Source organism: Mobiluncus curtisii subsp. curtisii ATCC 35241 (assembly GCF_000146285.1).
GTDB lineage: Bacteria > Actinomycetota > Actinomycetes > Actinomycetales > Actinomycetaceae > Mobiluncus > Mobiluncus curtisii.
The window spans coordinates 18575-39428 of sequence record NZ_GL385912.1; the positions used below are offsets into that span (position 1 = coordinate 18575).

Annotated in this window: 18 protein-coding genes; 13 read left to right on the plus strand and 5 right to left on the minus strand. The window is 56.0% G+C overall.

Annotation, left to right across the window (positions count from 1 at the left end):
• Positions 1-43 precede the first annotated feature (43 nt).
• From murJ to HMPREF0574_RS00160, 12 genes are all read left to right on the plus strand, one after another.
• Positions 44-1750 carry a murein biosynthesis integral membrane protein MurJ gene (gene murJ, locus HMPREF0574_RS00105; protein ID WP_004006617.1) on the plus strand — a complete coding sequence of 569 codons (1707 nt, stop codon included), beginning with the start codon at positions 44-46 and terminating at the stop codon, positions 1748-1750.
• Positions 1747-2943, plus strand: a complete 1197-nt coding sequence (locus HMPREF0574_RS00110; RefSeq protein WP_004006618.1) for a glycosyltransferase family 4 protein — start codon at positions 1747-1749, stop codon at positions 2941-2943. Before murJ ends, HMPREF0574_RS00110 begins: the two co-directional genes overlap by 4 nt.
• Before the next feature lie 58 nt (positions 2944-3001).
• A complete protein-coding gene (locus HMPREF0574_RS00115; RefSeq protein WP_004006619.1) occupies positions 3002-3682 on the plus strand; it encodes an NUDIX domain-containing protein in 681 nt (226 codons plus the stop codon).
• A gap of 221 nt (positions 3683-3903) precedes the next feature.
• Positions 3904-4623, plus strand: coding sequence for a helix-turn-helix transcriptional regulator (locus HMPREF0574_RS00120; protein WP_004006620.1), 720 nt, complete (start codon positions 3904-3906; stop codon positions 4621-4623).
• Positions 4624-4713: 90 nt separating this feature from the next.
• A complete protein-coding gene (gene sufB / locus HMPREF0574_RS00125) occupies positions 4714-6159 on the plus strand; it encodes a Fe-S cluster assembly protein SufB (protein ID WP_036324173.1) in 1446 nt (481 codons plus the stop codon).
• Positions 6160-7329, plus strand: a complete 1170-nt coding sequence (gene sufD, locus HMPREF0574_RS00130; protein WP_004006622.1) for a Fe-S cluster assembly protein SufD — start codon at positions 6160-6162, stop codon at positions 7327-7329.
• Entirely contained in the window at positions 7326-7637 is a 312-nt protein-coding gene (locus tag HMPREF0574_RS00135; protein ID WP_004006623.1) for a Rieske (2Fe-2S) protein, read from the plus strand. The genes sufD and HMPREF0574_RS00135 overlap by 4 nt, the downstream gene beginning before the upstream one ends.
• 66 nt (positions 7638-7703) lie before the next feature.
• On the plus strand, positions 7704-8468 hold the full coding sequence (gene sufC / locus HMPREF0574_RS00140; RefSeq protein ID WP_036324785.1) for a Fe-S cluster assembly ATPase SufC: 765 nt from the start codon (positions 7704-7706) through the stop codon (positions 8466-8468).
• Positions 8469-9806: an aminotransferase class V-fold PLP-dependent enzyme gene (locus HMPREF0574_RS00145; RefSeq protein ID WP_004006625.1), complete on the plus strand. Its 1338-nt coding sequence runs from the start codon at positions 8469-8471 to the stop codon at positions 9804-9806. It abuts the gene before it with no gap.
• Positions 9807-9824: 18 nt separating this feature from the next.
• Positions 9825-10367: a Fe-S cluster assembly sulfur transfer protein SufU gene (sufU, locus tag HMPREF0574_RS00150; RefSeq protein WP_004006626.1), complete on the plus strand. Its 543-nt coding sequence runs from the start codon at positions 9825-9827 to the stop codon at positions 10365-10367.
• Positions 10368-10371: 4 nt separating this feature from the next.
• Positions 10372-10848: a metal-sulfur cluster assembly factor gene (locus tag HMPREF0574_RS00155; protein ID WP_004006627.1), complete on the plus strand. Its 477-nt coding sequence runs from the start codon at positions 10372-10374 to the stop codon at positions 10846-10848.
• 115 nt (positions 10849-10963) lie between these two features.
• Positions 10964-12076: an oxidoreductase gene (locus HMPREF0574_RS00160; RefSeq protein WP_004006628.1), complete on the plus strand. Its 1113-nt coding sequence runs from the start codon at positions 10964-10966 to the stop codon at positions 12074-12076.
• 64 nt (positions 12077-12140) lie between these two features.
• On the opposite strand, the gene HMPREF0574_RS00165 is transcribed toward HMPREF0574_RS00160, so the two are convergent.
• The 5 genes from HMPREF0574_RS00165 to HMPREF0574_RS00185 all read right to left on the minus strand — a co-directional run bounded on the left by HMPREF0574_RS00165 (position 12141) and on the right by HMPREF0574_RS00185 (position 19298).
• Entirely contained in the window at positions 12141-12911 is a 771-nt protein-coding gene (locus HMPREF0574_RS00165) for a hypothetical protein (protein ID WP_004006629.1), read from the minus strand.
• 64 nt (positions 12912-12975) lie between these two features.
• Positions 12976-14586 (minus strand): ABC-F family ATP-binding cassette domain-containing protein, encoded by a 1611-nt coding sequence (locus tag HMPREF0574_RS00170; protein WP_004006630.1) that lies wholly within the window; start codon positions 14584-14586, stop codon positions 12976-12978.
• Positions 14587-14721: 135 nt separating this feature from the next.
• Positions 14722-16023: a hypothetical protein gene (locus tag HMPREF0574_RS00175; protein WP_004006631.1), complete on the minus strand. Its 1302-nt coding sequence runs from the start codon at positions 16021-16023 to the stop codon at positions 14722-14724.
• The gene (locus HMPREF0574_RS00180) at positions 16023-17564 is read right to left on the minus strand and encodes a hypothetical protein (RefSeq protein WP_004006632.1); all 1542 of its coding nucleotides are present in this window, start codon (positions 17562-17564) and stop codon (positions 16023-16025) included. The genes HMPREF0574_RS00175 and HMPREF0574_RS00180 overlap by 1 nt, the downstream gene beginning before the upstream one ends.
• A gap of 9 nt (positions 17565-17573) precedes the next feature.
• Positions 17574-19298, minus strand: coding sequence for a hypothetical protein (locus tag HMPREF0574_RS00185; protein ID WP_004006633.1), 1725 nt, complete (start codon positions 19296-19298; stop codon positions 17574-17576).
• A gap of 118 nt (positions 19299-19416) precedes the next feature.
• Here HMPREF0574_RS00185 and HMPREF0574_RS00190 point away from each other — a divergent pair, with 118 nt between their 5' ends.
• Entirely contained in the window at positions 19417-20841 is a 1425-nt protein-coding gene (locus HMPREF0574_RS00190) for a hypothetical protein (protein ID WP_236585897.1), read from the plus strand.
• Positions 20842-20854 lie beyond the last annotated feature (13 nt).

The window sequence follows — 20854 nt, forward strand, 5'->3', positions numbered from 1 at the left end:
AACGGCACGTTACATAAACAGTCCGAAAGGTGAGTAAACCGATTTGAGAAAGCGTGAAAAAACCGTTACGAACCCGGTAGCCGCTTTAGCAGGGGCAGCCGGGACCGTAGCGGTGATTACGCTAGTCTCCAGGGTTTTTGGTTTCGGACGATGGTTGGCTCAAGCCACCTGGGTCGGAGCGGACACGGTCGGCAACGCCTATGCCTCGGCGAACCAAATCCCCAATGTGATTTTTGAGGTCGTGGTAGGGGGCGCTTTGGCTTCCATTACCATCCCCCTGCTGGCTCAAGCTATTGCCGGTTCGCTGAAAGACGAAGTGAATCGTATCGCTTCGGCGCTGCTCACCTGGACGCTGACCATGCTGGTTCCGCTGGGGTTAATAGTTTTCGTGGCAGCAGAGCCTATCGCCGCGGTGCTGCCTGTCTCGGTAGGTTCCGACGTTGCCACACAAAATGCACTGACAGCTTATTTCCTGAGGGTGTTTGCCTTCCAGATTCCTCTCTACGGGGTCGCCGTGGTGCTGGGGGGAATCCTCCAAGCTCACCATCGGTTTGCCTGGCCAGCCCTGATGCCGGCGTTTTCCTCCGTAGTAACCATTGGTGCCTATGCCGCCTACGGCGCCGGGAGCGGCTCTGACCCGACCGAATACACGGCTATTACCGCTCTGGCATGGGGAACTACCGCAGGCGTGCTGGTGCTGAGCGTTCCACTGTTCATTCCCGTCTGGAACGTGGGAGTGCGCCTCAAACTCGTATGGAAGATGCCCCGGGAACAATTCCGGCACGCTCTCACGTTGGGAGCCTACGGTATCGGAGCCCTGCTGGCAGCCCAAGGCTACATGCTCGCCACATTGTTCCTGACCCGGTGGGGCGGGGTGGAAGGCACTATCAATGTTTTTCAGTATTCCCAAGCTATCTATCTGCTGCCCTACGCGCTGTTCACTTTTCCGGTCGCGACTGTCGTATTCCCGCTATTGACCAGGAGCTTCGCCGCGGGGCAGACCGTAAAAGCTGGAGAGCTGACCACCAGTTCCACCGCGTTAATTGCCGGTCTGTCTCTGCTGGGTGTCTCCGGTTTGATCGTGGTGGCACCCGGTATGGCAGCCATTTTTGCATGGAACAGACCCATTCCGGGACTGGAAATGGCAGTCGTGGCGATGGCTCCTGCCCTGGTGGGATACGCCTTGCTCTATCACTTGTCAAGAGTGTTTATTGCCCTTAATCATGCCCAGCATTCCTTTTTCGCAGCACTGCTGGGGTGGGGGATAGCTGCTATCAGCGGATGGCTGCTGATTATCGTTTTGGCGCCTTCGCGCGGTAACGGTGTTGCTACGCTCCTCGCACTGGGCGCTGGCAATGTCCTGGGTATGAGCGCGGCAGGGGTTTATCTGCTGATAATGTGGGGACGTCTCCAGGTGGGTTCTCCGGCACAAGTGTTGCGGGCATTGTTGATTGCTCTGCCCGGCGCTGTCCTGGGGGGCGCTTTCGGGCGCTTATCCTATGCGGGGGTCATGACCCTAGATCTGCCCCTGGGAGTGCTCTGGGCAATTCTCGCAGCCGGTTTTGTGGCGGTAATCTGTGCCTTGCCGGGACTGAAAATCATTGCCACGCCCTTCTGGAAACAAACCCGGGCCGCCCGCCAGGTTCCCGAAACCGTCGAAACAAGCGAGAACCTTGAGCAAAGCTCCTCCCCGCAGAATTCCCGACAGTCCCAACTGCAGACACCGCGTTCGGAAGAAGGCGAATCGTGAAAATAACCATGGTGATGGGTGAAGCCGCACACTCGATGGGCACTTTCGTGGCATCGCTTTCCAGCGTTTTGGTAGCGAAAGGTCACGATGTCCAGATTATCGCGGAACCCACCAGCGCTAAGCGGTATCGTCTCAAGAATGTTTTGCCACTGTGGCTCGTGACACCCCGGAGACTGTTCCTGATAGGTACGAATTTGCGACGATTGCGCCGGGCCCAAGACGTGTTAAAAAACTCTGATGTCATCCACGTTCACGGGTTGAAAGCGGCGCTGTATGCTCTGGTATTGACCACGTTCATGCCTAACACCCCGCCACTTTTAGTCTCGCTTTATGAACTGAATGATGAACGTCGGGATACCGTCTGGCGGCGGTTGCTGTTTCGGTGGATGGATAACCGGGCCTCTCTCATTTCGGGGTCCTCGCTGCGCTTGACCGCAAAAATTGACCGCAAATCCTCGGCGGACACTGACTCGGCAGTATCTTTCCTGGTCAGCCCCAGGGTAGAAAAACTCTTGCAGACCGGAATGCTCAATCGTAAGGAGCGGGTGAGTAACTGGACCAAATTGGCAGCTGCGGAACGGTTGCGCAACCGTGGTCAGCTGGTGCTGGGAATTGGTCCAATTGAGCAAGAAAAGCGTTTTGACCGATTCGTTCGTGCTATGCAGCGGGTGACTTATCCAGCCACAGGAGTGGTCATCGGGGATGGGGATCCGCAGCTGCTGGCGGGTTTGCGTTCTTACGGCACCGACGCACAAGTGTCTTTCCTGGGGTGGCGCAAGTCCTTGGATACCTGGTTGCAGGCAGCGAGCGTGTTGGTGATTACTTCGGAGTGGGAGTCGCGGGGTTTCATCGCCCAAGAAGCCATGAGCTTGGGGCTGCCGATTGTGGCTGCTCCGGTTGGAAAATTGCGGGATATCCTGCTGCCCGCCGGAGTGGCGGTGGAAAGCCCCCCAGGTGAAAGTTTGACCAGAGGGGAACACCTCGCGGGAACGTCACGAGAGACGGAACTGGGCATCGGCAGCCTTGTGGTAGACACAGACGATGCTGATGCGACAGCTCAAGCCATCACAAAACTGCTCGCTAACCCCAGTATTTGGTATGAAAAGCAAGAGTCTGCGAGACATCGCGCCGCAACCTGGCCGACTACCGACCAAGTCGCTAGCGAATGGCTGGGATTCTATCGGCGATTCTAATCGGGGCAGTCCCAGCCAGAAAACCAGAGCACCCCGGAACCACAAACAGGAGACCACAATGACTGATAACCCCTCGCAGTTGGCGTCACCAACAGATGAGCGAACCGAATTTCCCGTAGTGGATTCCAAGGAAGTGTTTAGGGGTAAAGTCTTTTCTTTGCTCACCGAGCAGGTTAGCTATGGAGACGGGATGGCGACTCGGGATTTTGTGAAGCATCCGGGGGCGGTAGCCATCGTTCCTCTGCGGGAAGGCGCAGAGAGCGCTTCGGGAGAGCCGGAAGTACTGCTGATTAGCCAGTATCGTCACCCGGTGAGGGCGACCTTGTGGGAGATTCCTGCGGGACTGCTGGACATCGCGGGGGAGGACCCGCTGCGGGCAGCGCAACGGGAACTCGCGGAAGAAGCCGACTTGCGGGCTGCACGGTGGGATGTGCTGGTGGATTATTTCACCACGCCAGGCGGATCGTCTGAAGCCCTGCGCGTGTTCTTGGCTCGCGATTTAACTCTGATTCCGGTACCGGAGCGCAGTTTTCAACGTGAAGCTGAGGAAGCGTTCATGACGCGACGCTGGGTGGGGCTGGGAGATGCCGTGGCAGCGATTTTTGCGGGTCAGATACACAATCCTTCTGCGGTCGTGGGAGTGCTGTCTACCGCGCTGGCGCTGGGGTTGCCAGATGTTTCCCCGGTTTCGTTACGTCCGGTGGCAGCCCCGTGGTTTCGGAAAATCTATCAGGATTAGCCTTGGTGCTAGCCGGGGAAGGTCCCTTTTCACTGACACTGGCGGGGCTAGACTGACGGGGATTCAAAAATGATTTCTGATACACTTCTGTTGCGCAATTTTTCAATAAAACCCCTGTTTGGTGTGTTTTGGCGGCTTTTAAGCAATGACTAGCTTGGGAAAATATGCTAGATTTAGGAAAGTCATAGTTGATGTAAAGATTTTGACGAAGGGGGAGCGGGATGCCAGCAATCGTAGATGATCAGGGCACCCGTCAAGTCGTTCTGGACCTAATCATTGAAAAGGGTCCCATTACCGCTTCTGTCTTGGCTAATATCCTCAAACTTACTCCGGCAGCAGTTCGGCGCCACCTCATCTATCTGGAAGAAAGTGGGCAAATCGAGAACCTTGAAGCCACCGGAAAGATTCGCGGTCGCGGACGTCCGGCACGTCACTATGTAGCGACTGACGCTGGACGTGCTACGTTGCCAGATGGTTATTCGCAGATGGCGAACAAAGCTCTGGACTACTTGCAGCAGGTCGCCGGGGATCAAGCCATCGAAGACTTTGCCAACCGGCACTCGCGGGAGGTGGAACGCCGCTATGCTCCGGTGGTTCACGCTGCCGGAGACGACCCACAAGCGCGGGTTGTCGCTTTGGCAGATGCGCTGGCGCAAGATGGCTATGCCGCGACCGTTCGACAAACTGCGCACGGGTTGGCGCTGCAACTTTGCCAAGGATCCTGCCCGGTGCAGGACGTGGCCAAGTCCTATCCAAAACTTTGCGAAGCCGAAACGCAGGCTTTTTCTCGACTGCTCGATACCCATGTGCAGCGTCTCGCCACTCTCGCCGAGGGGGATCATGCTTGTACCACCAGCGTGCCGCTAACCTTGCGCAAAAACGGAACCGTGAGCAGCATTAATGTGTTGAGTGGGGTGAAGGTCGCGCGTCGGGGGGAATAAAATAGTGAGGATGTCTCCTGGTGGCTCTTGAGAGTTAAGCCCCGGATGAATTGTCTAGACTTAGAGAAAACCTCGGATGAAAGGATAGAGATGAGCGATGCTCTGACTGAGTCAGATCAGAAAAAGCGCGCGGATGATGAGATTATCGAATCTATTTCCGATAAGTACGAGTTCGGCTGGCATGATTCCGATGCTGCTGGGCAAGCCGCAAAGCGTGGCTTGGATGAGGACGTGGTGCGCTACATCTCCAAGATGAAAGATGAACCGGAATGGATGTTGAAACTGCGGTTGAAAGCCCTGAAAATCTTTCAACGCAAACCCATTCCGAATTGGGGTCCCGATTTGAGCTTCCTGGACTTTGACGAGTTCAAGTACTTCGTGCGGGCAGCCGATAAAGTGGCTCAATCCTGGGATGACCTGCCCGAGGACATCAAACAAACCTATGACCGTCTGGGTATTCCGGAAGCGGAGCGGCAACGCTTAGTGGATGGAGTGGCTGCCCAGTACGAATCGGAGGTCGTTTACCACCAAATCCGTGAGGACCTCGAGAAACAAGGCGTTATCTTCCTTGATACCGATACGGGATTGAAAGAATATCCTGAACTGTTCCAGGAATACTTTGGGCGGGCAGTACCGGCAGGAGATAACAAGTTTGCTGCCCTGAACACGGCGGTATGGTCCGGCGGTTCTTTCATCTACGTTCCCAAGGGAGTGCAGTGCACAGTTCCCCTGCAGGCGTACTTCCGCATCAATACCGAAAGCATGGGTCAGTTTGAACGGACATTGATTATCGCTGACGAAGGTTCCTACGTCCACTACGTGGAAGGCTGTACCGCCCCGATTTACCAATCGGATTCCTTGCACGCCGCCATCGTGGAAATTTTTGTGAGAAAGAATGCCCGCGTGCGCTACACGACCATCCAAAACTGGTCGAATAACGTGTTGAACCTGGTGACCCAACGCGCCTTTTGCGAGGAAGGCGCCACAATGGAGTGGATTGACGGCAACATCGGTTCACGCATCAACATGAAGTATCCCTCGGTATATCTGCTGGGCGAACACGCTCACGGCGAGACTCTGTCCATTGCTTTTGCAGGCAAGGGCCAGCATCAAGACACCGGCTCAAAAATGCTGCATCGGGCACCGCACACGTCCTCGCATATTGTCAGCAAATCTATCTCCCGGCAAGGGGGACGCTCGTCATACCGGGGTCTGGTCGATATTGCCGAAAATGCCACTGGTTCCAAGTCCAACGTACTGTGCGACGCCCTGCTGGTGGACACCATTTCCCGCTCCGACACCTATCCTTATGTGGATGTGCGCAACGACGAGGTCGAAATGGGTCACGAGGCAACCGTTTCCAAAGTGTCCGAGGACCAGCTGTTCTACCTGATGAGCCGGGGACTGACTGAGACGGAAGCGATGGCAACCATCGTGCGCGGATTCGTAGAGCCTATTGCCAAGGAACTGCCGATGGAATACGCCTTAGAGCTGAATCGACTAATTGAACTACAGATGGAAGGCTCGGTGGGTTAAATGACTGAAGTGACTATGCCAACTGGCGATGCGCTGACCGCACCGACCCCAACTCGACTGACCTCCACGTCAGTAGAGGATTTTCCGATGCCTACCGGACGGGAAGAAGCCTGGAGATTTACCCCTCTGTCCCGATTCGCCGGTTTACTGGAAGAATCTCTGGAGGGCGGCGGTGCCAAGTTTGCGATAGATGGCGTGGCTTTGCGCGCTGACGAACCAGTCCAGCCCGAGGCGGGTGTGACCCTGAAACTGTCCGCGTTGGTGGGGCTGTCACCACTGGCAGGAGCACCTTTCGATCGTGCCGGAGTGGTGGGTTGGAACAACATTTCCCAGACCCTTGACGTGGCGGTTACAGGCGTGGTTAGTCGACCGGTCTGGATTGATGTCACTGCGGAAGGCACCGACACGGTCGGTCACGTGCGGATACATGCGGAAAAGAACTCCCAAGCCACCATTGTGCTGCGTCACCGTGGTGGCGGTTCCCTGAACGAGACCTTGGAAGTGAAAGCGGAGCCGGGCGCGAAACTGAACGTGGTTAGCCTGCAAGCCTGGGACGCCACCGCTGTGCATATGGCGACTCAACAGCTGACTTTGAGTGAAAACGCCAGCGTGAAACACGCCAACGTTACTTTGGGAGGGGACTCAGTCCGTATTGCGATGGGAGTGAACCTTCCTGCAGAACGCAGCGATTTGAACCTGTTGGGGCTGTACTTTACTAACTCAGAACAACATCAGGAACACCGGCTGTTCATTGAGCACAAGGGGCAAAAGTCTAAGTCCCGGGTGACCTACAAAGGGGCTTTGCAAGGTCAGGATGCCCATGCCGTATGGGTTGGTGACGTTGGCATCGGGCCGCAGGCTTTCGGGACTGATTCCTACGAACTGAACCGAAACCTGGTGCTGGGTAAAGGACCCCGCGTGGATTCCGTGCCGAATCTAGAAATTCATAACGGCGAAATCGAAGGTGCCGGACATGCTTCCGCAACCGGCAGATTTGACGATGAACAGCTGTTCTATTTGCAAAGTCGTGGCATCGATGCAGTCAATGCGAAACGACTGGTGGTGCGGGCGTTCTATGCGGAGCTATTGAATATGCTAGAAATACCGGAGCTGACCGACTATGTATTGGAAACCGTAGATAGCCACCTGAGCGTAGGGAGTTTGCAATGAGCTTTATTAATGTTGCCAGTGTTGACGAGATTGAGCCGGGAACCGGCAAAGAAGTTAGCGTGGAAGGCACCGACATCGTAGTATTGCGCAGCGATGAGGGAGATTTTCACGCGATGGCAAAGGAATGCCCGCACGCCGGAGTATCCATGGTGGACGGCATTATTGAAGATGGCTGTGTGGAATGCGTCGCGCACGGGGCACAATTTGATTTGGAGACAGGTCAGCCCCTGTCTCCGGCGTACGACCCGCTTAAGATTTACCCGGTGCAAATTGTTGACGGATTTATCGCGGTGGATTTGAAAGCATAACAAAGCCCGTCTCAGCGTGGGAAACGTGTGAGTCGCTCGGAATGGAACAAGAAACAGGAGAAAACAGTGTCAGTGTTGGAAGTAAAGAACCTTAAAGCCCAGGTGGAGACTCCAGAGGGACCAAAAAAGATTTTGAAAGGCGTAAACCTGACCATCAACTCCGGGGAAGTGCACGCCATTATGGGACCCAACGGTTCGGGTAAATCGACTTTGAGCTATGTCTTGGCAGGACACCCGAATTATGAGGTTACCGGTGGTGAGGCTCTGCTGGACGGAAAGAATATCCTGGAGATGAGCGTGGATGAGCGCGCTCGGGCGGGTTTGTTCCTGGCGATGCAGTACCCCGTCGAAGTTCCTGGCGTGAGCGTGTCGAATTTCCTGCGTGCTGCCAAGACCGCGGTGGCGGGGCAAGCTCCGTCGCTACGCAAATGGATGAAAGAAGTCAACGGCGCTTTTGACGACTTTAAGATGGAGAAAGAATTTGCCAGTCGGGATTTGAACGCGGGTTTTTCCGGCGGGGAAAAGAAACGCTTGGAAATCCTGCAGATGCAGCTGTTGGCACCACAGTTTGCGATTCTGGACGAAACGGATTCCGGCTTGGATATTGACGCCCTCAAAATTGTTTCCGAAGGTATCAACCGGGTTCACGAGTCTGCCAATACAGGAATTCTGCTGATTACCCACTATTCCCGGATTTTACGCTACGTACATCCCGATTTCGTTCATGTTTTTGTGGACGGGCGCATCAGCGAAGAAGGCGGACCCGAACTGGCAGACGAACTCGAAGCTGAAGGCTACGACAAGTACCTGGGAGCCTCGACGGCTGTCTGAATGCGGCACGACAGGCAAAGGGAAGGAGTGGTCATGGTTACAGTCCCGAAGACGACAGATTTTAGCCCGGCGGAGCTCGCCCGGATGCGTGCGGATTTTCCGATTCTGACCATTCCGGGACGTGATGGTCAGCCCCTCGATTACCTGGATTCGGGGGCAACCTCACAAAAGCCGGCAGCGGTGTTGGATGCCATTGACGATTTTTACCGTCATCACAATGGGGCGGTGCATCGCGGCACCCACCAGCTCGGCGACGAAGCAACCTCCTTGTTTGAAGATGCTCGGCAGGACGTGGCGGACTTCTTAGGGGTGAGCGACCCCGAAGAAATCGTGTGGACTTCGGGGGCAACCGCAGCGTTAAACCTGGTGGCTTACGGGTTTGCAGCTGCTACCTGGGAGCGTGCAGGCGGTCCTTTTGCCTTGCAGCCCGGTGATGAAATCGTGTTCACCAGGGCGGAGCATCACGCTAACCTGGTGCCGTGGCAGTTGGTCGCTAAACGTACCGGAGCTGTGACGAAAGTCATCGAACTCACTCCCGACGGGCGCGTGGACGTGAATCACCTGGAGGATGTCATTACGTCGCGCACGCGGGTGGTTGCGTTCACGCACCTGTCCAACGTGACGGGAGCGGTGACAGACATCGCGCCAATTATTGCTGCCGCCCGGGCAGTCGGTGCCATCGTCGTGATGGATACCTGCCAGTCCAGTGCTCACCTGCCGCTGGACGTGGATCAGCTGGGCGTTGACTTTACGTGTTTTTCCGGGCACAAGATGCTTGGACCCACCGGGGTAGGAGCCTTGTGGGGGAGGCGTGAGTTACTCGAGCAGCTGCCGGTATTCCTCAGTGGCGGTTCTATGATTGAAAACGTCACGGTGGAAGAAACTACTTTCATGCCGGCTCCCTATCGGTTTGAAGCCGGTACACAGCCGGTAGCCCAGATTGTCGGGTGGGCTGCCGCTTGCAAATACCTGCAAGAACTGGGGATGGAACGGGTCGCTGCACACGAACAGGCTCTCACCGCTTATGCCCTGCCGAGACTGGTCGACATTCCCGGTGTGAAGGTACTGGGTCCCACCGACATGACGCATCGCGCGGGGGTGTTGTCTTTTGAAATGAAGGGCATTCATCCTCATGACCTGGGGCAATACTTGGATTCTCAAGGGGTGGCGGTACGCGTGGGACATCACTGTGCCATTCCGCTGCATCGGTTCTTTGGGGTAAGCGCCTCCACCCGAGCCACGTTCAGTCCTACCACGACTATTGAAGAGGTTGATCGTTGGCTGCAGGCGTTACCCCAGGCCGCGAAGTTCTTTGGGGTTACACCCGAGGGTGACTGATAGACAGAAGGAATACAAGTGAACGAACTGGAAAACCTGTATCAACAGCTCATCTTGGAGCAGTCCAAAGCTCGGCATGGTGCCGGTACTCTGCCCGGCTGGGCAGCGAGTTCCCACCAGGTCAATCCGACTTGCGGAGATGAGGTTACGCTGCAGGTGAAAGTGACAGACGGAAAGTTGCGTGAACTGGTGTGGGACGGGCATGGCTGCTCGATTTCGCAAGCGTCTCTGTCGATGATGTGGGAGCTGGTGCAGGGACAGGACCTGGAAGCCGTGCACGGGCTGGAACAGGATTTCAACGAAATGATGCATTCACGTGGTCGAGGGGTGGACGAAGACCTACTCGATCGCCTGGGCGATGCATCCAGTTTGGAAGGAGTCTCTCGGTACGTCAATCGTGTGAAATGCGCTCTGCTGGGGTGGATGGCTTTGAAAGATGCCCTGGCTCAGGCGGAAGTGACGGATGGAACCGGCGGCGGGACCCAGACGGCGCCGCACTGTGACCCGAAAGTGATGAACCGGACTTGTGACCCGCAACACCCCCAAATGGCAAAGGAATAAATCCATGAGCGAAGAACCCTTGAGCAAAGAATTATTGAACGAATTGGGAACTCCCGACACCAGCGCGATGGTGGAATCCGAGGGCAGCGCCACGCCAGCGGGGGCAGTAACCGTGGTCGAAGGGGTAGCGGCGGACACCGTGTCGGCACCAGGAGCAGAGCTTTCCGAGGAACAGCGAGCTCTGGTGGAAGAAATCGTGGAACTGCTGAAGGACGTCATCGACCCGGAACTGGGCATCAACATCGTGGATTTGGGGTTGCTTTACGGGCTGCACCTGGACGGAGATGCCCTGGTCATTGATATGACTCTGACCTCTGCCGGCTGCCCGCTGACGGATATGATTGAACGCCAATGCCGTTTCGTGCTGGAAGATTTGATGAAAACCGTGTCAATCAACTGGGTGTGGCTGCCACCGTGGGGTCCAGACAAAATCACTGAGGACGGTCGCGAGCAGCTGCGGGCTCTCGGTTTCAACGTGTGATTCACTCAGAGGCGAATTTGTGCTGCCTGGGGCGGGCTAAGGTATTTCACAGTTAGATTTGGCTTGAGGAATAACATGGGCGCAAAGATTCCTCGGCTCTTGTTAGAATTACCCCATGTCCCACCTTTTTACGCCGTTTCGACTGAAAAACCTCGAGACCCGCAACCGCTTGTGGATGCCGCCGATGTGCCAATTTACTGCCTCTTCCGAGGGACCGTCTGCGGGTTGGCCTAACGATTGGCATGAAGTTCACTACGGTGCTAGGGCAGCAGGCGGGGTGGGCGCTGTCATCGTGGAAGCGACCGCGGTGAACCCGGAAGGACGCATTAGTCCCTTTGATTTAATGCTGGATCGGGACGAGAAAATCCCCGCGTTCGCGCGACTGGCTACCCTCATCAAGGAAGGTGGCGCGGCTGCCGGCATTCAGATTTCTCACGCGGGCAGAAAAGCCTCCGCTTCTCCGTCCGGTACTCCCTTGGCTCCAGAAGACTCCGACTTGGGAGGAATCGGTTGGCATACGGTGGCTCCCAGTCCGATTCCGTTTACTGCCCGCCACGAGACTCCACGTGAAATGAGTGTCGCGGAGATTCGTCAGACACAAACGGATTTCGTCTCTGCCATCCGCCGCGCCCTGGAAGCCGGGTTCGATTTTGTGGAGCTTCACGGTGCCCACGGTTACCTGTTGAGCCAGTTTATTTCTCCGCTGACGAACCAGCGTACTGACGAGTACGGTGGTGACTTGCAGGGAAGGTTCCGGTTTTGGCGCGAGCTGGTCATTACGATTAGAGGGGAGCTGGGAGAGAACTTCCCGCTCTTAATGCGAATTTCCGCGACAAACTGGGTACCCAACGGAGCTTTCGGTTTGCAGCGTGACGTCACCCTAGAGGACTGGGGTCGAATCGTTCAGGATTTGGCAGCCTTCGGCGTTGACTTCATTGACGTGTCCACCGGTGGGCTGATTGCCGGGGTGGAAATTCCGCAGGCCCCCGGTTATCAGGTGAAATACGCCACTGAGATTCAAGACCGAGGCCCGCTTCCTGTTTCAGCAGTCGGCTTGATTACCGAACCGGCGCAAGCTGAGCAGATTTTGGTCAACGGTCAAGCTTCTGTGATTCAGGTTGGCAGACCGCTGCTGACTGATCCCTCGCTGCCATTGGCTTGGGCGGCACGTTTGGGTGATGAAGCCCCGATTCCCAAGCCTTATATCAATGGCACTCCGCGCAGCTGATGTCTATCAGCCTTGACTTCGAGGCGGCGCGACTATTGACCTTAGGGCAGCGGTTCAACGGGAACTACTTTGCCTTCGCAATCAGAGCTTGACCCAGATACGTCACGAATCGCTGCAATTCGGCACGCACCTCGTTAGCGTCCTTGACTGGATTCTTGCCGTCAAAATACACCCGAATTTCCAAGTTACCGACTCTCTGAAACACCCCGACTTCGGTAGTGGCAAGCTGACCTTCACCGGGGTCCGTTCTGCTAGTCATCATCAAGCCGTCTTGGGCTCCGTCAAGCGGATAATCCGCCGCGGCGGTGGTAAACCGGAGGCTTTTGTCTCCGGGAGCCGTCACTGCATAAGTGGGACAGGCTTGTGCTAAATCCCGCTGGACTTTAATGGCTTTCTGGGCCTGCGCCACGGAATCATAAGCTCGCAGTTGAGTGCGCACAACGGTGGCGTGATTATTAAGGTTAGCTTGGGAAAAAGCAGCGGGGATGCTTTCCTGATCCGCATACGAGTCGAGAACTTTTTGCTGGCACTTTTCAGGTTTAAAGGTAGTTTGCCGCAACAAATCTAACGCTTGGTGATCGGCAGAGCGCATCGAAGCGGTGGTCTCTTCGTCATAGACTTTCAGGCTTTCACCTTTGAGTTTTAACCCACTCAAAATAATGGCCAGATTCGGACCGGAAAACTGTTTCACCATTGTGGGGAGGTCATCTTTTTGCTTGACATAAGCGCTGTCAGGGTGATCCAGAGTCTGTTTCGTACCGGTGGTACATCCGCTCAACGTTGCTGCCAGCAGTGCCGCCCCCAGGATGCTGGCGACGGTCTTTTGATAACGCATCAGTTTTCCTCTCTAGTCTGTTTCAAACAGTTTACCGTTTCGTGTGGTGTGGATAGACAACGGTTTAATCTACTTCAACCAGTTCCAGATAAGTTTCGTCCCACAGGTCCTCATCACCATCGGGCAGCAGCAGAACCCGTTGCGGATCCAGTGCCTTCACCGCGCCCGGATCGTGGGTGACCAAGATTACTGCCCCTTCATAGGTGGCTAAGGAATTTAGAATCTCCTCGCGCGAGGCAGGATCCAAGTTGTTGGTCGGTTCGTCCAGCAGCAGTACGTTCGCCCCGCTCACCACCAATGTGGCTAAAGCTAGACGGGTCTTTTCTCCGCCGGACAGCACTGCGGTGGGTTTATCTGCATCCGCTCCGGAGAACAGGAACTGTCCCAGCAGGGAACGTACCTGGGTGTCATCAAGTTCCGGAGCTGCCCGCCGTAAGTTCTCTACCACGGAGAGGGAGTTGTCCAGCGTCTCGTGTTCTTGGGCGTAATAGCCGAGCTTCAATCCGTGACCAGGAACCACTCGTCCCGTGTCGCTGGTCTCCAAGCCAGCTAGGATACGCAGCATGGTCGTCTTTCCCGCGCCGTTGAAGCCTAACACCACCACTTTTGAACCGCGGTCGATAGCCAGCGTCAGATTGGTAAAAACTTCCAAGGAACCGTAAGTTTTAGAAATTCCCTCCGCGGATAGGGGAACTTTTCCACAAGGCTGGGGCTGAGGGAAATCCAGTTTGGCGACTTTTTCCTTCGGACCTTCCGCCTGGGTATTTTCCAGCAGCTGCGCCGCTCGGCGCAGCATCTGTTGGGCAGCCACAGCCTTGGTGGCTTTCGCGTGGAGACGTTCGCCTTGAGCTTGCAGAGCCGCGGCTTTCTTTTCTGCTACCGCCCGTTCCCGTTTCCGCCGTACCTCATCATCAGCGCGAGCCTGCAAATATGCCTTCCAACCCATGTGGTACACGTCCAACACGCCACGCATCGCATCCAAATACAAAACCTGGTTCAGGGTTTCGTCCAAGAGCTTGACATTGTGCGAAATAATCAGGACTCCGCCAGGGAATGAACGCAGGTACCCGCGCAGCCACACTATCGAGTCGTGGTCTAAGTGGTTGGTCGGTTCGTCCAGCAGCAGGGTGTCTGCCCCGGAAAACAGCACGCGTGCCAGCTCGACCCGGCGGCGTTGCCCTCCGGAGAGCGTCCCCAAAGGCTGCCGTAATGTTTCGTTAGAAATCCCTAAGTTAGCGGCGATTTGTGCAGCTTCGGAAGCTGCCGCGTAACCGCCGGACATGTGAAACTCCTGATCCAGGCGCACATATTTTTCCATGGCCTTTTGCTGTTTTTCGCCTGATTCACGACTCATCGCCTCCTCCGCTTTGCGGATGCGAGATTCGATGACATCCAGTCCGCGCACGCTCAAGATGTGGTCGCGCACTATCTGGTCGGGATCAACTTCCCGAGGATCTTGGGGAAGGTAGCCTGGGGCGGTCGACCGGGATACGGTTCCCTCAACTTGAATAGCATCGGGCAGACCGGTACCGCTCAGTAGTCTCATTAGGGTGGTCTTGCCGGCGCCGTTGCGCCCCACCAAACCGACCCGCATACCTTTGTTGACCTGGAATGAAGCGTGTTCCATCAGGATGCGATCCGCGATCCGTAAGGTGAGGTCAGTGGCAGTAATCACCCCAAGAGTTTAGTCGGAAAACCGCCAGAACTGAAAACCTGCTCAACCGACCTTGTGACGTGAGATCGCAATTTACAAAATCCGTCTGGCAGAGGACTCTCAGGACGGAAAACCACCCCAAAAGTGTGCGTCTGATTATTTTCGGGTGCGAATCCACAGACGGTCGAATTCCCAGGCGGAGAGTTCCGCAGCGACTTCGCCGTGGCGTTCCATGCCGTGTAGTAACTCCCCGGCTTCGCGCAGCAGCGAGAGCGCCCAATGAATGGTGGTTTCTCGGTCCGACCCGGCAGAATAAACCAGTTGTACCGCGCATTTTCGCAGGTAGCGGGCCCGCAAAAGCGGTCGTTCGCTGTACAAATCCGCAGCGCAACCATAGAGCCCAGCGGCGCGGATGCCCTGCAGATCGCGTGCTGCCAAATCCGCGGCAATAACCGTAAATTCTTGCTCCAGTGCCAGATTCCCGTGGCGCTGCGCCCACGCTGAAACTTCCTCAGCGTATTCAATGCCTTTTTTGGCTCGTCCCATCCGCGCCAGCGAACGAGCCAGCACTGCTTTGACGCCGATGCGACGGGATTCTCCCAGATTCAGCTGGTCAAAAAGCCGGAGAGTCTCTATACCGTGGGAAATGACGTCTTGATCCAGATGCATTTCGGCATCGAGATCAGTTCGAGTGGCACTCAGCAGGGCTTGCTGGAGCAACAGCCCCTCCGATTTGGCCTGCTGGAATAACGTTTTTACCCGATTCAGGGCAGCGGCGTAGTTCCCGCTATCCTGATCCATTTGCAGACGAAACATTCCGATGGTCATGCGGGCGCCCTGCAGATCAGAAAAAATCCCCGGGTTGCCCTCTAAATCGTCAAGAAAAAACAGTGCCTGCTCCCGCTGCCCTTGAGCCAGATAGATTTTCACCTGTAACAGAGCGGAATCCAGACGAATCCGGGCTGAGCTGACCGCAGCTTCACCGCGGAGAATCCGGGCGGCTCGCAAATCCCCCAATTCCAGCAGGCTGTTTGCTAAAAGCACCAAGGATTCAGATTTTTCTAATGAATCAGGTACTCTGGCGAGGAATTTAATCAGCTGTGCTGCGGTCTCGGAAGCCTCCGCCGGAGGAATCTGAGGCAATAGTAGAGCGTGTGCCTGCGCCAGGGCATAGGTAGCCCCCCTCAAATCGTCTCGATGATGACACCACACTGCGACTTGTTTCCAGATGGAGGCTGCCGCGCTGTTCTCACCGCGGGCTACCAGCATATCTGCCCATAGGCGCAGAATGTTCAGATTTTCTGTCTCGCTGCGACTCGGGCTGGGAGCAAAAGGTTCAGCAAGAGGGAAAGCCTGCAGGGCATAAGCCAGCAGACGCAGACTGACGGAATGCGACGAGGTGGCGTACTGGCTGGCCAAATCCGGCAGCAGCAGCGTAATATCCATCCGATTTGCCATTACGCTTTTCCCTCCTCGGACGAGTCTGACGGTGGTGGTGCACTTTCGTTAGGCACAATCGAAGTGTCCGCGTCACCCTCGACACTCGCCATCCAGGTGCGCAGTTCATTCCATTTAGCAAGTTCCTGCGCAGCGAGTTCGCGTTCTCCCTCCGGAGTGGACATCAACAGCGAAAGCGCTTCCTCCAAAAGATCCTTTGCTAGAGACAGTGCAGTTCTTGCTTCAATAGATTTAACATCCGGAGTAATCTCTAGGTGCTGTAGCGTTTCCGCTTCCAGTCTTGCGGCGGGGTCGTCCGGGAATGGCGCACAGGAGTCCTCGGGCAGCTCCCGACGCGGAGGTTTCAGACCTACGGTCTCTAAAATTGCCGCGGACTCTTTACGTAGGAAGCGGGCTCGCAGCGATATTTCACCACCGGCTAGTTCCGCGCAGAATCCGTAAAGATTAGCGGCACGAGCTTGATCTCCGCTAGCTCTGGCAGATTTAGCTCCCATTTCAAACAGCACAATGGCGGTATCTACGTCCCCGTGTTCCCGAGCTCGCGTGCCGGCAATCTCAGCGCAATTAACCGCCTGAATATGCCGCCCTAAACTGGCCAAACTTTGAACCAAGACAATGTCCAAAGTCCTCACCACCTCGTTATTGATACCGAGATCGTGAGCTACATCCAGAGCCCAGGACGCTAAATCAACCACGATTTCCGTTTTGTTCAGTTCCACCAGGGAAGAAATCTGTTCCATTGCCGCAATCACAGCCATGTAGGGCAGGTCATAGTCGCGGCACAGGTCGGTCACAATCCGGAGGTGATTGGCGGCATCTACGTGACGGCCTATGGCTCGATACCAGGTCCCTAAGAACTCGCGCACCTCGACTTGTAACGCCAGTGGGTCTTCGGAATCGCGCCCTAATATAAGTTCCCCGAATTCCAAAGCCTCATCAATCTGCCCGCAGCAAGCCAGCAGCACGGCATCAGCCAGGTCCAAACTGGCTTTGAGAGATTCTTTTTCGGGACAGATAACCCGAGCTTGATCCAGGGTCTCCCGGCCATCAGCATTGGCTCCAATGAGAGCAAAACCGTGCACCAGATGGGCGAGGGTTGCCGTGGACAAATCCGGATTTTGTGCCATAGCTGCGGGATTATCCAAAAGCAGATTCACGATGTCTCGCAAATCCTTACGAATATCTCCCACAAAAGGTGAGCCGTGCTCGGTGTCATCATCGAGACGGAAAGATCGATCCACGTGCAGCTGCGCCAGAGCGGCCGCTTGGGACACTATGTCGCCCGCCCCTGCGGCTTGGGTAGCCGCGAACTTAAAGATAGCCCGACAGGCACTGACATCCCCCAAAGCATCTAAAATGGTTGCCCGCAGTCGCAGGAACGAGATAGCGTGGCGAGGCGCCACCGCGCTCAGAGGAGCGTTCGGAAAAGCCTGCAGCATCCGGTCCGCGAGCCGCCACGCATAAGATCCGGTCGCATCCGTATACGCTTCACACAGCTCATCCAGAGAATCCGGAACAGGAGGTAAGGCGAAACGTTGCATGAAGAAAGTTTATCCCGCCAACAGGGACAAATCGTCCAAGAGCGCGCGAGGTTTGCCCGAAATAGTAGCATCTATAAACTCGTCAGCCCGCACCAGCCAGTTACGCGCCACACTCAAATCGTCCAACTGCCAATAAGCCTGCACCAGGTAGCACGCCAAACGCAGCGACTGACGGTGATCGTCCACTCGTTCACCGATTTCCAGCAGCAGTTCACCCGTATCTATAACCTCGTTCCACTTGCCGGCCGCGGCCAAGAAAGCCACCCGGTTTGTCCCCAGCACCAAGCGTTCTTTATCGGCAGAAATCGCAGCTGGCAGCGCTGAAAAATCAATCGACTCCTCAAAGGCTCGCAGCTGTTTCTCGACGGCAGAGGCCTGTTGAAAGTCCAACAAATGAAACTCTGGAACAGGTTGATGCGCCCAAGACGGATCGTCTAGCTCTGGCAGCACCCATTCTGGACTGTTTTCGCTCAACCCCTGTTCGGCAAGCAGATTCTTTACGCCAAAACGGACTCGCAAAAGGTCTTTCACCGCAGCGAAAGAACACAGGGGAGCTTCGTGCAGACTCTGGGTGACCCTTGTGGACATGGTGTTGTTAGCGTTACGGAAGTCAAAAGCCAACGCAAGTTTCATGGCTACCGATTCCAACCGGGCTTGTGCCAGCGCTAAAGTATCCGCCGGACTGAGACTCTCGAAGGAGAGCCAACGATTCGACCCGTTGATAGCAAATCCGAGGGGCGGCACTTTTGTGCCCGTCCCAATAAAAGCCCCCACCGCGCGGGAGAGGAAAGCTGCCGCGGAGCGGGTCGCCACCAGTAAATCCCAAGGGTCCTCAGGATTAGCGAACCATTGCGCATGGGTTTCCAGCAGTTCCAAGCCTTCGGGAATGTTCCACGTCGCCGCGCAAAAACGCAGGTGAGAAGCGATGTCGCCGAGGTATTGGGAAGTTTCGGTTTGGTGACGGTAAGAACGTTCGTGAGCGCGCCACGCCGCATCACCTTCGCCTGCCCAAGACAGTGGCAGCATCAGGAGGGGATTGATGTCATCCGGTTGAATGCACTGCCAGTCAGCGGCAGCGCACCGCTCCAAAGCATCGCGATAGAGGGAGAGCGCTTGGGGAAATTCCGAAGCGTTGACTGCCCAAGCGATGCGGGAACGATAATGGTGCAGGGGACAGTCCGCCTCGTCGCGAACTTCCCGTGGCAGTTCTTCCAAAGCAGAAATAATATCGAGAGCTTCGCGAGCGGCTTCGCGATGTCCCCGTCCCAACTCCACCTGGTGTCGGGTAATCCAGCGGGAACGCAAGGAAATACCCGCTTCAGTCGTGAAGTATTCCATCCAGTAGGTCAAGTGTTCGAGGAGTTTCGCGCTTACGCCGGGGTGTCGGGCTGCCAAGGTAGGAATTTGCAGCAGCTGTTGGGCGATGACCTGGGTTTGAGCTTCGTTCGGGACCATTTGCCCGTGCGCGACCTGCTGTAGCACCCACGACAGGGTCGCCAAGGCGGATTCGGAGTCGCCGGATTCGAGGGCATCCCACACGACTTCCAGGCGGATGGTGGCTTCCACTTCGTCCAGACCGTGTTTTTGAGCCAGAGTCGCCAGTTCTTCCAGGCGATGCAGGCGATCTGTACTCAATGGTTCACGCAAAGCAGTTTCCAGATCATCGCCAATCTGCATGGTCAGAATTTCTGGATCCACTCCGGGGACGAAGCCGTCGGACTCAAAAATGCTCATTAGCACCCATTCTTACATATTCACAAGGTTCCTCGTCCGGTTTCCCGGTGTGTCACACGTGCTAGGACAGCGCGCCCCGGTATGGTGATTTTAACCGGGATAGGTAAGGGGGAGTCTGTTGAGCATAACGTTTTCCGATGATGCTTACTCTTTTGACTCCGCATCTGATGATTCTGCCCCTCACAGCGCGGCGGTGTTGTCCACGCAATTGATGAATGCTGCCTCGATTCCTCCCGGACTGCCACGTACAAAAGCGACTTTAGACGTGGTGAGTGCAGCTCGTGACGCTGGATATGACGATTTGTTGGCAGGGGCTGAAATTGAGCTGATTGGCTGCTATCTGGAAGGTCGGAATCCCGGCAAGGCTTTGGAAGCATTTTCTTCAACGCTGACCCGCCTGTTGCATCGCCCGGAACTGTATGATTCGCGTCAGTTGGAGCAACTCTCTCGCTTCTATCCCGAGGTCATCGAGAGTGCCTGTACACACCCTGATGTCCCCCTGTCCCTGCTGAATCATTTATTGGCTGGCTTGCAGGCTTTCCAAGCTAGCCTTGGTCCCTCGCCGGCTGCCGGGGATTACCTGCGTCATCGGATGCGGGAAGCCTTGGGGAACCCTGCTGAGGAACGGTATTTTTTGGATCGTGCTATCGACCGGATTACTCCCGCGGATCATCCGGCTCTGGGGCGCGCGATAGATATTTCGCAGGTGGCACTGGCTTGGGAGCATCATCCCGACCAGGCCTTGCAGGTGTCGTGGCGGATGTTGACTCACGAGATTCCGGCTCCGCAAAAGGCGCGGTTGCTGCGGGTGATGCTACCGGGGCTGGTCGCCGCTGATGCTTGGCAGGTTGCCTGGGAAGCGCACTTGGTGGCTTATGAATATGATCGTGAGAACTCCCGGCTTTCCGAGCTGTGCGAACACTTTCAATTTCTAGCGGTGGCAGGGATGTGGTCACGCCTGCTCCTGTTACTGGAGCGGCACCTGGGGTTGATTCGTCAGGCTCACGACCCGTGGGATTTATTGGTCGGGATGCGTGCCCTCGTCGGGGCTTTAGAAGCGTTGGATTGGGCTGGATATGGGAGGTATTCCCTGAAGGTGTCGTTGGCTTCGACTTCGCGTTTCCACGAGATTCCTGCCCTGGTGCATCCAACTGTGGCACAGGCTCGCGATTTGCTGGGGCAGGCAGCTGCCACACTGGCAGCCCGGTATGACGAGCGTAACGGCAATGTTGAGGTGTCATCGTCTTTGGGGTTGCTGGATTCTCACCTGCTTCCCGACGGTTTGTTACTGCAGGGAACCGAAGGAGACGCGCGGTTTATGGCGCGGCTGTTGCGGGCGCGGGCTCTCTTGGAATGCAACCAGGGATTTGACGCTTTGCTACTGCTGGGAGGGCTGGAACAGACGAACTTCCCCTCCGTGCGACGTCTGGGTCCCGAGATTCGGATGCTGACATCTTTAGCGCGGATGCAGATGTCTCATGATTCTGCCAGTGCCGCGGAATCATCGACTGCTGGATCCTCCCCGGAATCCCAGTCTGCCTAGCCTTCTGCGGTCT

Coding starts and splice junctions, on each gene's coding strand:
- HMPREF0574_RS00120 (WP_004006620.1), top strand. CDS start 3,904: ATGCCAGCAATCGTAGATGATCAGGGCACCCGTCAAGTCGTTCTGGAC.
- HMPREF0574_RS00145 (WP_004006625.1), top strand. CDS start 8,469: ATGCGGCACGACAGGCAAAGGGAAGGAGTGGTCATGGTTACAGTCCCG.
- HMPREF0574_RS00175 (WP_004006631.1), bottom strand. CDS start 16,023: ATGGCAAATCGGATGGATATTACGCTGCTGCTGCCGGATTTGGCCAGC.
- sufD (WP_004006622.1), top strand. CDS start 6,160: ATGACTGAAGTGACTATGCCAACTGGCGATGCGCTGACCGCACCGACC.
- sufB (WP_036324173.1), top strand. CDS start 4,714: ATGAGCGATGCTCTGACTGAGTCAGATCAGAAAAAGCGCGCGGATGAT.
- HMPREF0574_RS00180 (WP_004006632.1), bottom strand. CDS start 17,564: ATGCAACGTTTCGCCTTACCTCCTGTTCCGGATTCTCTGGATGAGCTG.
- HMPREF0574_RS00155 (WP_004006627.1), top strand. CDS start 10,372: ATGAGCGAAGAACCCTTGAGCAAAGAATTATTGAACGAATTGGGAACT.
- HMPREF0574_RS00135 (WP_004006623.1), top strand. CDS start 7,326: ATGAGCTTTATTAATGTTGCCAGTGTTGACGAGATTGAGCCGGGAACC.
- HMPREF0574_RS00165 (WP_004006629.1), bottom strand. CDS start 12,911: ATGCGTTATCAAAAGACCGTCGCCAGCATCCTGGGGGCGGCACTGCTG.
- HMPREF0574_RS00185 (WP_004006633.1), bottom strand. CDS start 19,298: ATGAGCATTTTTGAGTCCGACGGCTTCGTCCCCGGAGTGGATCCAGAA.
- HMPREF0574_RS00160 (WP_004006628.1), top strand. CDS start 10,964: ATGTCCCACCTTTTTACGCCGTTTCGACTGAAAAACCTCGAGACCCGC.
- HMPREF0574_RS00115 (WP_004006619.1), top strand. CDS start 3,002: ATGACTGATAACCCCTCGCAGTTGGCGTCACCAACAGATGAGCGAACC.